The sequence below is a fragment of the Phenylobacterium glaciei genome, from assembly GCF_016772415.1.
Classification (GTDB): domain Bacteria; phylum Pseudomonadota; class Alphaproteobacteria; order Caulobacterales; family Caulobacteraceae; genus Phenylobacterium; species Phenylobacterium glaciei.
The window spans coordinates 2,823,161-2,835,755 of record NZ_JAGSGD010000001.1 but is presented as its reverse complement, the minus strand read 5'-3'; the positions used below and the strand labels follow the sequence as shown (position 1 = coordinate 2,835,755).

Annotated in this window: 11 protein-coding genes; 6 read left to right on the top strand and 5 right to left on the bottom strand. The window is 68.6% G+C overall.

Annotation, left to right across the window (positions count from 1 at the left end):
• Positions 1-244 precede the first annotated feature (244 nt).
• Genes JKL49_RS13920 through rodA form a run of 5 tightly spaced genes read left to right on the top strand, consistent with a single transcriptional unit; the run spans position 245 to position 6,151 of the window.
• Positions 245-1,288 carry a rod shape-determining protein gene (locus tag JKL49_RS13920; protein ID WP_215341221.1) on the top strand — a complete coding sequence of 348 codons (1,044 nt, stop codon included), beginning with the start codon at positions 245-247 and terminating at the stop codon, positions 1,286-1,288.
• A gap of 59 nt (positions 1,289-1,347) precedes the next feature.
• Positions 1,348-2,484 (top strand): rod shape-determining protein MreC, encoded by a 1,137-nt coding sequence (gene mreC, locus JKL49_RS13915; protein ID WP_215341220.1) that lies wholly within the window; start codon positions 1,348-1,350, stop codon positions 2,482-2,484.
• Positions 2,481-2,996 (top strand): hypothetical protein, encoded by a 516-nt coding sequence (locus JKL49_RS13910; RefSeq protein WP_215341219.1) that lies wholly within the window; start codon positions 2,481-2,483, stop codon positions 2,994-2,996. Before mreC ends, JKL49_RS13910 begins: the two co-directional genes overlap by 4 nt.
• A 12-nt stretch (positions 2,997-3,008) precedes the next feature.
• Positions 3,009-4,997, top strand: coding sequence for a penicillin-binding protein 2 (gene mrdA / locus JKL49_RS13905; RefSeq protein ID WP_215341218.1), 1,989 nt, complete (start codon positions 3,009-3,011; stop codon positions 4,995-4,997).
• Complete coding sequence (gene rodA, locus JKL49_RS13900) at positions 4,994-6,151, top strand: rod shape-determining protein RodA (RefSeq protein WP_215341217.1); 1,158 nt, start codon at positions 4,994-4,996, stop codon at positions 6,149-6,151. The genes mrdA and rodA overlap by 4 nt, the downstream gene beginning before the upstream one ends.
• Before the next feature lie 39 nt (positions 6,152-6,190).
• On the opposite strand, the gene pip is transcribed toward rodA, so the two are convergent.
• The 5 genes from pip to JKL49_RS13875 form a co-directional block, all read right to left on the bottom strand.
• A complete protein-coding gene (gene pip, locus JKL49_RS13895; RefSeq protein ID WP_215341216.1) occupies positions 6,191-7,183 on the bottom strand; it encodes a prolyl aminopeptidase in 993 nt (330 codons plus the stop codon).
• A 9-nt stretch (positions 7,184-7,192) separates the two neighbouring features.
• Positions 7,193-8,203 (bottom strand): alpha/beta fold hydrolase, encoded by a 1,011-nt coding sequence (locus JKL49_RS13890; RefSeq protein ID WP_215341215.1) that lies wholly within the window; start codon positions 8,201-8,203, stop codon positions 7,193-7,195.
• A 246-nt stretch (positions 8,204-8,449) separates the two neighbouring features.
• A complete protein-coding gene (locus JKL49_RS13885) occupies positions 8,450-8,803 on the bottom strand; it encodes a DUF423 domain-containing protein (RefSeq protein ID WP_215341214.1) in 354 nt (117 codons plus the stop codon).
• A complete protein-coding gene (locus JKL49_RS13880; RefSeq protein WP_215341213.1) occupies positions 8,803-10,227 on the bottom strand; it encodes an amidase in 1,425 nt (474 codons plus the stop codon). Before JKL49_RS13880 ends, JKL49_RS13885 begins: the two co-directional genes overlap by 1 nt.
• A gap of 4 nt (positions 10,228-10,231) precedes the next feature.
• On the bottom strand, positions 10,232-11,509 hold the full coding sequence (locus tag JKL49_RS13875; protein WP_215341212.1) for an aminotransferase class III-fold pyridoxal phosphate-dependent enzyme: 1,278 nt from the start codon (positions 11,507-11,509) through the stop codon (positions 10,232-10,234).
• Positions 11,510-11,590: 81 nt separating this feature from the next.
• Here JKL49_RS13875 and JKL49_RS13870 point away from each other — a divergent pair, with 81 nt between their 5' ends.
• Positions 11,591-12,592 (top strand): DUF1176 domain-containing protein, encoded by a 1,002-nt coding sequence (locus JKL49_RS13870; protein WP_215341211.1) that lies wholly within the window; start codon positions 11,591-11,593, stop codon positions 12,590-12,592.
• Positions 12,593-12,595: the final 3 nt, after the last annotated feature.

Sequence of the window (12,595 nt, the reverse complement as noted above, 5' to 3'; positions counted from 1 at the left end):
GGATCGGTGTTCGCCGGTAACCACCGATTGGGCGGCTTCACCAGAACCTGTGCCGGTGGCGCGATGCCGCGGATTAGCTGCGACTGTCATTAAGCCTTGAAATCAACCCATTGGCAGGGCACACGCATGGGGTCCTGTAAGCGGAGGCCGAAGCGCCGGGTGTCTTGATTCTTCAAGGTGCTGGTGAGGCGGCTCAAGTCTTCGCAGACCAGCAGTCACCGTCTCCCACCCATCAGGGCTCTGCATGATCTCGTCCCTCTTCGGCGCTATCTCCAACGACATCGCCATCGACCTCGGCACCGCCAACACCCTCATCTACATGAAGGGCAAGGGCATCGTGCTGAACGAGCCCTCGGTGGTGGCGCTGCGCAATGTGGGCGGCCGCAAGATCGTCCACGCCGTGGGCATAGAGGCCAAGCAGATGCTGGGCCGCACGCCGGGTCACATGGAAGCCATCCGCCCCATGCGCGACGGGGTCATCGCCGACTTCGAAGTCGCCGAGGAGATGATCAAGTACTTCATCCGCAAGGTTCACAACCGCAAGGGCTTCGTGAACCCCAAGGTGATCGTCTGTGTGCCGTCCGGCGCCACCGCCGTGGAACGCCGCGCCATCAATGACAGCTGCCTGAACGCCGGCGGCCGCCGCGTGGGCCTGATCGACGAACCCATGGCCGCGGCCATCGGCGCGGGCCTGCCGATCCATGAGCCCACCGGCTCGATGGTGGTCGACATCGGCGGCGGCACCACCGAGGTGGCCGTGCTGTCCCTGTCGGGCATCGTCTATTCGCGTTCCGTCCGGGTCGGCGGCGACAAGATGGACGAGGCGATCATCAGCTACATGCGCCGCAACCATAATCTGCTGATCGGCGAGACCACCGCCGAGCGCATCAAGAAGGAAATCGGCACCGCCCGGGCTCCGGCCGACGGCGAGGGCCTGTCCATCGAGGTCAAGGGCCGCGACCTGATGCAGGGCGTGCCGCGCGAAGTGCGCATCAGCGAAAAGCAGGCGTCGGACTCGCTGGCCGAACCGGTGGGTCAGATCGTTGAGGCGGTGAAGATGGCGCTGGAAGCCACGCCGCCGGAACTGGCCTCCGACATCGCCGACAAGGGCATCATGCTGACCGGCGGCGGAGCTCTGCTGCGCGGCCTGGACGCCGAGATCCGTGACCACACCGGCCTGCCGGTGACGGTGGCCGACGACCCGCTCTCCTGCGTGGCGCTGGGCTGCGGCAAGGTGCTCGAACATCCCAAGTGGATGAAGGGCGTGCTCGAATCGACGCTGGCGTAATACTTGCAAAACAGCGTGGGGAAACGGGGCGTCCCGTTACCCTGAGGACGGGCGGCTAGGTGGCTTTTCGAGAAAGTCCGTTTGGCGAACTGAAGGTGCCGCTGGCCTGGACCGCCGCGGTGGCCCTGATCGTGGCCGTCGTCGTGGCCGTCGCCCTGCTGATGTCCGACCGCCGCGAAACCTTCCAGTCCGAAGCCTATGGCGTGACCCGCCAGGTGGGCGACGCCGTCGCCGCCCCGGTCAGTGGCGCGCTCGCCGCGCCCGGCCGCTGGACGGGCCTGGGGATGGAGAATATCCGCGACTACCTGTTCGCGGTCTCCGAAAACCGCAAACTGAAGGCCGAGCTCAAGGAAGCCCGCCAGTGGCGCGATGTGGCCATCGCCCTGCGCGACACCAATGATCGCTACAAATCCCTGCTGGGCCTGAAGACCGAGCCGCCGATCCCAATGGTCGCCGCCCGCACGGTGACCGACAGCCGCGGCCCCTTCGCCAACACCCGCCTGGCCAACGCCGGGATGGAGAAGAACATCCAGCCGGGCAATCCGGTGATGAGCGAGAGCGGCCTGGTGGGCCGCGTCATCGGGGTGACCCGAGGCGCCAGCCGCATCCTGCTGCTCACTGACATCGCCTCGCGCACCCCGGTGATGATCGACCGCACAAACGCCCGCGCCATCCTGACCGGCGACGGCGGTCCCAATCCCAAGCTCGACTACCTGCGCGGCAAGGCGCCGGTGAAGCAGGGCGACCGGGTGCTGACCTCCGGCGACGGCGGCGTCCTGCCGCGCGGCCTGCCGGTGGGCGTGGCGGTCAAGGGCCTGGACGGCCACTGGCGGGTGATCCTGGCCTCTGACGCCGCCCCCATCGACTTTGTCCGCATCCTGCTGTTCCAGGACTTCTCGCAGCTGGAGAAGGCGCAAAAGGACGAACTGGACAAGATGCCGGTGCCGCCGCCCTCCGGTCCCGTCGAGGGTGTGGGGATGGTCCCGACGCCGGGCGCCCCGGCTCCGAAGGCCAAGCCGCCCACAACCATCACCGCCACCACCGTTGTTCCGGCCAAGCCCGCCGCGCCGAAGCCCGCCGCGCTCAAGCCGGCGACCTCGAAGCCGGCCGCGCCGAAGCCCGCCGTCAAGCCGGCGGCGCCGACCCCAGCCCCAGTCACCCCGCCTGCGGCCGCCGCGGCGGAGGTGCCATTTTGAGCCTTTCAGCCGCCCGTCCTCTGGATCCGTGGCGCTGGCTTGGCTTTCCCATGCTCCAGTGCCTGGGCTGGACCCTGCTGTTCGGCATCCCCCTGCGGGTCTTCACGCTTCAGTTGCCTGAGCCGGTGTTCTGCATGGTCCCGGCCTTCGCCTGGGCGGTCATCCGGCCCTCGATCATGGCCCCCTTCGGCGTGCTGCTGATGGGGTTGATCCTCGACATCTTCTGGGGCTCGCCGATCGGCCTATGGGCGCTCTCGCTGCTCACCGCCTATGGCGTGGTCCTGCTCTGCCGCAACTGGATGGTGGGCCAGAGCCGACCGATGATGTGGGCCTGGTTCGCCGCGGCCTGCGCCATCGCCAGCCTGGCGGGCTTCCTGTTCACGCGGCTCGACGCCCGCAGCTCGCCCAGCCTGATCGCGGTGTTCTGGCAATTCCTCGCCACAATCCTGCTCTACCCCTTCGCCCATCGGCTCATCGACAGGTTCGAGGACGCTGATGTGCGGTTCCGTTAGGACGTCGGGCGCATGAGCGAGCCCTCCATCTTCTTCACCGAGGTCAATGAGCGGCAGGGGGTCTTCCATCGCCGCGCCTTCCTCATGGGCGGCCTGGCGGGCATGGGCCTGCTGGCGCTCACCGGCCGTCTGGCGCACCTCCAGCTCGTGGAGGCCCAGCGCTATGAGAAGATGTCGGCCTCCAACCAGTTCAACTTCCGCCTGGTGCCGCCGCCGCGTGGCCTGATCGTCGACCGCAACGGCGTGGTCCTGGCCTCCAACCGTCCCAACTTCCGCCTGCTGGTGGCCAAGGACGGCAAGATGGATCCCGAAGCCACGCTGAAGACCCTGGCCAACTTCGTGCCCCTTGACGCGGCCCGCCAGGAGCGCCTCACCAAGGACCTGATCCGCGCGCCCAAGCGCTCCCCGGTCTCGGTGATGGAGGACATGAGCTGGGAGCAGTTCTCGGCGATCAATGTCCGCGCCCCGGAAATGCCCGGTGTCACCGCCGACATGGGCGAGGTGCGGGTCTACCCCCACGGTGGGGCCTTCGCCCACGTGATCGGCTACGTGGCCAAAGTGAACAAGGAAGACCTGCAGCCCACCGGCCCCAATTCCGAGGCCATCATGCTGCACCCCGGCTTCCGCATCGGACGCCAGGGGGTGGAGAAGGCCTTCGACCTGCGCCTGCGCGGCCGGCCCGGCGCCCAGAAGGTTGAGGTCGACGCCAACGGCCGCGAGGTGCGCCAGGACTCCGGCGGCGACATCGCGGCCACCCCGGGCTCCGAAATCCAGCTTTCCCTCGACGCCGATATCCAGACCCGCGCGCTGGAGGTGATGGGTGACGAGAGCGGCGCTGTGGTCATGCTCGACTGCCGCACCGGCGACGTGCTCTGCATGGCCTCGGCCCCCAGCTTCGACGCCAACCGCTTCGTGCGCGGCATGACCGGCGGCGAGTACCGCGCCCTGGCCAACTACGAGCGCAAGCCGCTGCTGGACAAGGCGATGTCGGGCCTCTACCCGCCGGGCTCGACCTTCAAGCCCACCGTGGCGCTCGCCGCGCTCGAGGCCGGGGTCGATCCTGAGCAGCGGGTCAACTGCTCGGGCGGCTGGTACTATGGCGGCCGCACGTGGCGGTGCTGGAAGAAGGGGGGCCACGGCTCCCAGAACATGCACGACGCCATCAAGAACTCCTGCGACATCTATTTCTATCAGACCGCCCTGCGGGTCGGGCCCGACCCCATTGCGCGCGCCGCCCATGCGCTGGGCTTCGGCCAGGTCTTCGACCTCGGCATTCCGGGGCAGAAGAAGGGCATCGTCGGGTCGCGCGACTGGAAGCGGAAGGCCGTGAAGCGCGAGCCGGTCTGGCAGCCGGGGGACTCGGTCAGCTACGGGATCGGCCAGGGCTATATCAACGTCAACGCCCTGCAACTGGCGGTCATGACCGCGCGCCTGGCCAATGGCCGCAAGGCGCTGAACCCACGCCTGGTGCGCTCGATCGGCGGCAAGGAGCTGCCCAGCGGCGCGGCCGTGCCCGACCTGCCGTTCAAGCAGGAGCACATCGACTATGTGCGCGGCGGCATGATCGCCGTGGCCAACGACGTCACCGGCACCGCCTATCGCCAGAGCCAGCTCGGCCTCGGCGACGTGATGATGGCCGGCAAGACCGGCACCGCCCAGGTTCGCAGCTACGACAACGTCTCCAATCGGAACTCCAACAGCGTCCAGTGGAAGCTGAAGGACCACAACCTCTTCGTGGCCTTCGCCCCCTATGACGCGCCGCGTTACGCCATCTCGGTGATCGTCGAGCATGGCGGGCTGGGCGGCGCCACGGCCGGCGCGCCCCGCGCCCGCGAGGTGATGCGCGTGGCGCTGCTGAAGGATCCGGAGATCCGCGCCCGTATCGAAAAGCCGCTGCCGATGCCCGAGCTCACCCCTGACGGCCTGGCCGAGGGCGCGGCGCCCGAGGCGCCGATCGCCGGCGCGCCGCCGGTCTTGCCCCCGCCCGGAGGCCACATATGACAATGAGCGCGCTTACCCGGCCCGGGGAACGCGACCGGCTGGTGGTCAAGTTCAGCGAGATCGACTGGCTGTTCTCGCTCGCCCTCTGCCTGATCGCCGGGGCCGGCGCCCTGATGATGTTCTCCATTGCCGGCTCCTCCTGGGAGCCGTGGGCAGGCGCGCACCTGTTGCGCTTCGGCATCCTGTTCGTGGTCATGGTTGTCCTGGCCATGGTCGATCTGCGGGTCTGGTTCGCCATCGCCTACCCCCTCTATGGGGCGGGACTGGTGCTGCTGGTGCTGGTGGAGGCGATCGGCGACGTGCGCATGGGCGCGCAGCGCTGGCTGAACCTGGGGCCGCTGGGCAGCTTCCAGCCGTCGGAGGTGATGAAGCTGGGGATCGTGCTGGCCCTCGCGCGCTTCTACCACTCGATTTCGGCCGACGACGCCCGCTTCTCCTGGTGGCTGCTGATCCCCGTGCTGATGATCGCCGCGCCGGTTCTGCTGGTGGCCCACCAGCCTGACCTCGGCACCGCCATGCTGATCGCCATGACCGGCGTCGCGGTGGTGGTGCTGGCCGGTCTCGACTGGCGGGTGATCGCCGCGGGGATCGGAGCTGTCGCGGTCGCCGTCCCACCAGTGGTGATGTTCGTCCTGCACGACTACCAGCGCAAACGCATCTTCACCTTCCTGGACCCGGAGAGTGATCCGTCTGGCTCCGGCTACCACATCCTGCAGTCGAAGATCGCGTTGGGCTCAGGGGGCTTCCTGGGCAAGGGCTACGGCCTGGGTTCGCAGAGCCAGCTCAACTTCCTGCCGGAGAAGCAGACCGACTTCATCTTCGCGACGCTCGCCGAGGAGTTCGGCTTCGTGGGCTGCTTCTCGGTGCTGTTCCTCTACGCCGTGGTGATCTTCATGGCCCTGCGCACCTCGGCGCTCGCCCACTCCCACTTCGGTCGCCTGTCGGCGGCCGGCGTGACCGCCACCTTCGCCCTCTATGTGATGATCAATGGCGGCATGGTCATGGGCCTGGCGCCGGTGGTGGGCGTGCCGATGCCCATGCTCTCCTACGGTGGCACCGTCATGGCCACGGTGATGATCGGCTTTGGCCTTGTCCAGGCCGTCCGCGTCCACCGCTACTCGGAAGTGACGAGCGGCAAGGGGACCTTCCTGTAAGGACACGCCTTCCCCCTCGATAGGGGAAGACGTTGGGGGCTAGACCGAGAAGGCCTGGTCCGTCGCGCGCACCAGGCCGTCGACGATGCCAGGCTCGGTCGACGCGTGGCCGGCGTCCCAGACCACCTCGAAGCGGGCCTCGGGCCAGGCGGTCTTCAGGTTCCAGGCGCTTTCCATCGGGGTGACCACGTCGAAGCGGCCCTGGACGATCCAGCCGGGGATGCCGCGGATCTTGCCGATGTTCTTCAGGATCCAGCCGTCCTCGCTGAAGAAGCCCTTGTTGGCGAAGAAGTGGCATTCGATCCGCGCGAAGGCGATGGCGAAGTCGATCTCATTGAACTTCGAAGGCCGGGCCTCGGGGCCACGGATGGAGATGGTGTCGCCCTCCCACTGGCTCCAGGCCGCGGCGGCCTCGGCCTGGACGCGGCGGTCAGTGTGGGTGAGGCGGCGGTGATAGGCGGTCACCATGTCGGCGCGCTCGGCCTCCGGGATCGGGGCCAGGAACTTCTGCCAGGCGTCGGGGAACAGGAAGGATGCGCCGTCCTGGTAGAACCAGCGCAGCTCCCGCTGGGTCAGCAGGAAGACCCCGCGCAGGACCAGGGCCTCGACCCGCTGTGGATGGGTGATGGCGTAGGCGAGCGCCAGGGTCGAGCCCCAGGAGCCGCCAAAGACGGTCCACTTCTCGACGCCCAGATGGATGCGCAGGCGCTCGATGTCGTCGATCAGCGACCAGGTGGTGTTGTCGTCCAGGCTGGCGTTGGGCCGCGACTTGCCGCAGCCGCGCTGGTCGAACAGCACCATCTTCCACTTCGACGGATTGAAGAACCGCCGCATGGTCGGGTTGATCGCCCCGCCCGGACCGCCGTGCAGGATCACGCAGGGTTTGCCGTCCGGGTTTCCACAGACCTCGTAAAAGATCTCGTGCTCGCTCCCCGTCGGCATCCAGCCGTAGGTGAAGGGCTCGCTCTCCGGGAACAGGCCGCGCCGGTTCGTGGAGGAGGAGAGGGCGGGCTGCGGGGTGTTGCGTTCCATCACCCCTATCTAACGCGCGAAGCGGCGATCCATCCAGCCGAGGATGAGGTCATTGACCTCTTTAGGCTTTTCTTGCTGCGTCCAGTGGCCGGAATCCTTCACCAGCACCTTTTCGAGGTCACCGATCACCTCCTCCATGCCGTCGGCCATGGCGGGCGACAGCACCACGTCCTTCTCGGCCATGATCATCAGGCAGGGGATGCCGTCGACGCGGGTGGGCAGGTCGGCCGACCGCTCCCAGTTGCGGGTGAAGTTGCGATACCAGTTGATCCCCCCGGTGAAGCCCGTGGCCTCAAAGCTCTCCACGAAGGCGGCCAGTTCGTCGGGGGTCAGCAGCTGGTTGGCGGTGTCGGACTTGTCCCAGGCGGCCAGCAGATCGCCGAAGGCGAAGGTCGACTGACCCTCGGGCGCGGCCGAGGACATGTCGAGGCCCGCGCCGGCGTCCATGGGGGTCGAGTCAGGCTTGCGCATGAAGAAGCGCATGGTCTTGTCGACGTCGGCGCCCAGGACCGCGTCTGCGACGCCGAGCTTCTGGAACCAGACGATGTACATGTCCTCGCCGAACGCCATGCGCATAGCGGCGATGGGGTCGAAGGGCGAGCGGCGCATGAACGGGGTGTTGAGGCCGATCACCCCGGCGCAGCGGTCGGGATGCATCAGCGGCATCTGCCAGACGATGATGCCGCCCCAGTCGTGGCCGCAGAAGATCGCCTTGTCGATCTTCAGGTGATCCATCAGGCCGACGAGGTCGCCGGTCAGGTGCTCCATGTCGTAGTCGGTGACCGTCTCGGGCCGCGACGTCAGCCCGTAGCCGCGCTGGTCGGGCGCGATGGCCCAGCGCCCGGCGGCCTCGCAGGCGGCCAGCTGGTGACGCCAGGAAAAGGCCAGCTCCGGGAAGCCGTGGCAGAAGATGATGGGCGTGCCCTGGCCGCGCGGGCCCACCTCGTAATAGGCCATGTCGATGCCGTTAACGGCGGCGTGCTGCACGGGCGGCATCTGGGTGGCGAGGGCGGCGGACATCGGCGTTTCCTTGTGCGTTTGCCAATGATGCCGGCCCTCCAGTTGGGGAAGGCAAGCCTTGACGATTTCCACCCAGACGAACCGGGTTAGAACCGGGCCATGAGCGATCCCGGCGCGCGAAACGTCCCGGAGAAGACCCCGTGCGCCCTGGCCTCACCGGCGTCCTCCATGACGGCACGCCCAAGCCGATGGCTCTGCTTGTCGCCTTGATCGGATCAGCGCTCGCCTTGCGCCTGCTGGCCTTGCCTAGGCGACCTGCGGCCTAGGCCGGCTCCAGGCCAGCGCCGCCCAGCCGGCCATGAAGGCCAGGCCGCCGAGCGGGGTGATGGCGCCGAACCCGTGGGGCGCGCCCATGCCCATGGCCCACAGCGAGCCGGAGAACAGCACCAGCCCGGCCAGGAACAGCGGCGGCGCCAGGGCCGCGCCCCGGCCCGACCGCTGACCGGCCGCGAAGGCCGCCAGCATGTGGACAAAGCCGTAGATCGCGCCGGTCCTCAGCCACTCCTGGGCCTTGGGATCGGTGATCCCGTGGGCGGCGAAGGCGCCGAAGCCGACACAGAGGAACCCGCCGATGGCGGCCAGACGAAACCAGGGACCCATCAGCCCCAGACCTGCGGACGGCGGCCCTTCCAGGGGGCTTCCTTCTCGAGCTGCGCGGCCAGGCGGAATAGGGTGGCTTCGTCGGCGTAGCGAGAGCTGAACATCATGCCGATCGGCAGGCCGCCCGAGTCCACCTCCAGCGGCAGGGAGATCGACGGCTGGCCCGAGAAGTTCATCGGCGGGGTGAAGGGGAAGACCTTGCCCTGCCGGCGGTTGACCTCCTTGGGCTCCAGGTTGACTGGATCGATGAAGCCCACCTCCGGTACCGGAGTGCCCAGCACCGGGCAGAGATAGACGTCCCAGTCCTCGAAGAAGGCCAGGGTGAAGCGGTTCAGGGCGCGCAGGTCCTGCAGGGCGCGGAAGGCCTGGGCGCCGGTCACGCGGCGGCCGCCCTTCAGCGAGGCCCAGGTGAGGGGCTCCAGCTCGTCTTGCTCCGGCTCGCGACCCACCAGGTCGATCAGCCGCTCCATGCCGCCGGCGAAGTTGGCGCCGCTCACCGGCCCACGGGCGGCGTAGAGGGCGCGGTAGTCGATGCCGAGACCCTTCTCCACCACCTCGTGACCCAGGCCCTTCAGCAGGGTGGCGGTGCGTTCCAGCGCCGCCTGGATCTCCGGGTCGATGGGACGGCCATTGGCGGTCTCGCTGGACCAGGCGATGCGCAGCTTGCCGGGCGAGGTTTCGATCTCCTCGGCGTAGGGCCGGGCCTTGGCGGGCAGGGCGTAGGGGGAGCCCGGCTCAGGAATGCCGGTGGCGTCCAGCATGACCGCGCTGTCGCGGACGGTCCGTGTCACCACGTGGTCCACCACGAAGCCGGCGGCATAGTCGTAGGCGTCGGGCAGGTTGGGCACCCGGTCGCGGTTGACCTTCAGCCCCACCAGGCCGCAGCAGGCGGCCGGGATGCGGATCGAGCCCAGGCCGTCGCTAGCATGCGCCATGGGCACGATGCCCGCCGCCACCGCCGAGGCCGCCCCGCCCGACGAACCGCCGGAGATGTGGGCCGGGTTCCAGGGGTTGCGGCAGGGCCCCAGCAGGGCGCTCTCGGTGGTGCCGGTGATGCCGTATTCCGGGGTGTTGGTCTTGCCCAGCGGCACCACGCCGGACTCGCGGTAGCGCCGGGTCAGGCCGCCGTCCTCGCTGTCGACGATGTGGCGCGCGAACCTGCTGCCGGAGGTGCGCGGCCAGCCGGCCACCGGCATGCCGAGGTCCTTGATCAGGAACGGCACGCCCTTGAAGGGGCCGTCGGGCAAGGGGCCCTTGGCACGTTCGCGGGCCTCGTCATAGGCGGTGTGGACCACCGCATTCAGGGTCCCGTTGTGCCGCTCGATGCGGTCGATGGCGGCGTCCACGAGCTCCAGGGGGGTGACCTCGCCCTTGGCCACCATCTGGCCCAAGGCCACGCCATCGTGTTCGGAATAGTCGTGCATGGTCTTACCTGTGGCTCGCGGTGAGGAAGCTCATCTTGGCGACGGGTTCGAGGCTGGGGCCCTGCTGCTTCAGCACCGCGAAGGCGGCCTCGGCGGCGTTGAGAGCGGCGTCGATGTCGCCCTCGGTCATGGCCGCGCACATGAACATGTTGTGCCACGGGTGGACGTAGACGCCCCGGTTCAGCATCTCGCTGGACCAGCAGAAGCCCTTGCGCAGGTCCGGGTCGTCCTCGAACAGGAACAGCGGCATCTGCACCGGTCCCGAGACCCGGAAGCCGAAGCCCGCGGCGCTGGCGCGTTCCCGCAGCCCGTCGGCCAGCCGGTCGCCCAGGGTCTGCAGCCGCTCCAGATAGTCGGTGTCGCGCACCAGACGCAGGGTCTCCAGGGCCGCGGCCATCGGTGCGGCCTGGAACCAGAAGGAGCCGGTGACATAGATCTGCGAGGCGGCCTTCTTGGCCTTGTCCGCCCCCAGCATCATCGAGATCGGATGGCCGTTGGCCAGGCACTTGCCCCAGGTCGACAGGTCCGGCTGCACCCCGATCCGCGACCACGACAGGTCGCGCGACAGCCGCAGGCCCGCGCGGACCTCGTCGACGATCAGCAAGGCGCCGGTGCGGTCGCAGATCTCGCGCGCCTTGCGGGCATAGGCCAGGTCCGGATCGGCCTGATCGATGAAGGCGTCGTGCTTGAAGGGGGCGGCGAAGATGGCGGCCAGGTCGTCGCCGGCAAGGGCGGCGGCGGCCTCAAGGCTGGCCACGTCATTGTAGTCGCAGAAGATCTGGTGGGCCTGGTCGCTCGGAACAGTCCCCGCCGGGCGGTTGACGCACCAGGTGGCCGCGCCGTGATAGGCGCCCTTGGCCCGGATGATGGTCTTGCGCCGGGTGTGCTGGCGGGCGGTGGAGAGCGCCATCGAGGTGGCGTCCGTGCCGTTCTTGCAGAAGATCGCCCAGTCGGCGTGGGTCACCAGGGCGACCATCTCCTCGGCCAGCCGCACCATCAGCTCAGTGGGGCCGGTCAGGGTGTCGCCCAGGCCGAGTTGGCGGACATAGGCCGCGTCGATCTCCGGGTTGGCGTAGCCGAACAGGTTGGGGCCATAGGCGCACATGAAGTCTAGGTAGCGGTTCCCATCCACGTCCCACAGGTGCGCGCCCTCGGCGCGGGCGAAGAACTGCGGATAGTCGTCGGGCAGCAGGCCCACCGACTGGTGGCCGTACATGCCGCCGGGGATCACGGCGGCGGCGCGTTCGCGCAGGGCGCGGTCTCGGCTGTTGGGTCGGCTCATGGAATGTCCCTCAGTTCGCCATTTGCCATGGCTTGATCTGACCTTACGCTCCGCTTCGTCCTCGGCAACCGGGAGCGGACCATGAAGGCGATGATCGCAGCCCTGCTGGGCGTCTTGATGGCGACCAGCGCCCAGGCGGCCAGCAAGAGTTTCCAGGACTGGACGGTCGTCTGCGACAACACGCGCGAGTGTTCGGCCTTTGGCTTCGCCGAGGAGGGGGCCGATGACCGGCCGTTCCTGCATGTCCAGCGCCCGGCGGCCGCGGGGGCCGCGCCTGTGGCGCGGCTGGTGCTGGCAAGCGAGTCCGGCGCGCCGACGCGCTGGGCGGTGCGGGTGGACGGCAAGCCGGTCGCAGGCCTCGCGCCCAAGGCCGAGGGTGACGCCGACGTGGTGCTGACGCCCAGCCAGACGGCCGCCCTGCTGGGCGCCATCCGCAATGGAAAGCGGCTGACGCTGGCGCCCGGCCGCAGCGATATCCTGCTGACCGGCGCGGCTGCGGCCCTACGCTGGATGGACGATCAGCAGCAGAGGGCGGGCACGCTCACCGCCCTGGTGGCCAAGGGCCCTGGGCCCGCCTCGGCCGTCCCCGCTCCGCCGCCGGTCCCCCTGGTCCGCCCGGGGCCTGCGGTGTCCCAGTCCAACCTGCCGGAGAAACTCTGGCCCGGCATGCGGGCCAAGCTCGGCGAGGACTGCGACGCCTCGTTGAGCGCGGAGGACTACGACCCGATCATCGCGCGCCTATCGCCCGGCGTGATCCTCTATGGCGAACTCTGCTACCGGGGCGCCTATAACGAGATCTACGGCTTCCTGCTGGCCGACGAGAAGGGCGGCCACGTTCGGCTGGCCCAGATTCCCAATCTCGACGGCGCAACCACCCACCTGCTGATGAATGTCGGCTTCGATCCGGAGACTCAGACCCTCAGCAACTTCGAGAAGGGCCGAGGCATCGCCGACTGCGGCGGGGCCTATTCCTGGGTCTGGGACGGCAAGGCGTTCCGGATCAGCGACCAGCTTGAGATGCCGGCCTGCCGTGGCCTGGGCGCGGACGAGTGGCCGCAGCTCTTCCGCTCGCGGCCACGGTGAGCG

Bases quoted from the DNA above. Each gene is read 5' to 3' on its own strand.
- rodA (WP_215341217.1), top strand. From the start codon at position 4,994: ATGACAATGAGCGCGCTTACCCGGCCCGGGGAACGCGACCGGCTGGTG.
- JKL49_RS13890 (WP_215341215.1), bottom strand. From the start codon at position 8,203: ATGTCCGCCGCCCTCGCCACCCAGATGCCGCCCGTGCAGCACGCCGCC.
- JKL49_RS13920 (WP_215341221.1), top strand. From the start codon at position 245: ATGATCTCGTCCCTCTTCGGCGCTATCTCCAACGACATCGCCATCGAC.
- JKL49_RS13870 (WP_215341211.1), top strand. From the start codon at position 11,591: ATGAAGGCGATGATCGCAGCCCTGCTGGGCGTCTTGATGGCGACCAGC.
- JKL49_RS13880 (WP_215341213.1), bottom strand. From the start codon at position 10,227: ATGCACGACTATTCCGAACACGATGGCGTGGCCTTGGGCCAGATGGTG.
- JKL49_RS13875 (WP_215341212.1), bottom strand. From the start codon at position 11,509: ATGAGCCGACCCAACAGCCGAGACCGCGCCCTGCGCGAACGCGCCGCC.
- mrdA (WP_215341218.1), top strand. From the start codon at position 3,009: ATGAGCGAGCCCTCCATCTTCTTCACCGAGGTCAATGAGCGGCAGGGG.
- pip (WP_215341216.1), bottom strand. From the start codon at position 7,183: ATGGAACGCAACACCCCGCAGCCCGCCCTCTCCTCCTCCACGAACCGG.
- JKL49_RS13885 (WP_215341214.1), bottom strand. From the start codon at position 8,803: ATGGGTCCCTGGTTTCGTCTGGCCGCCATCGGCGGGTTCCTCTGTGTC.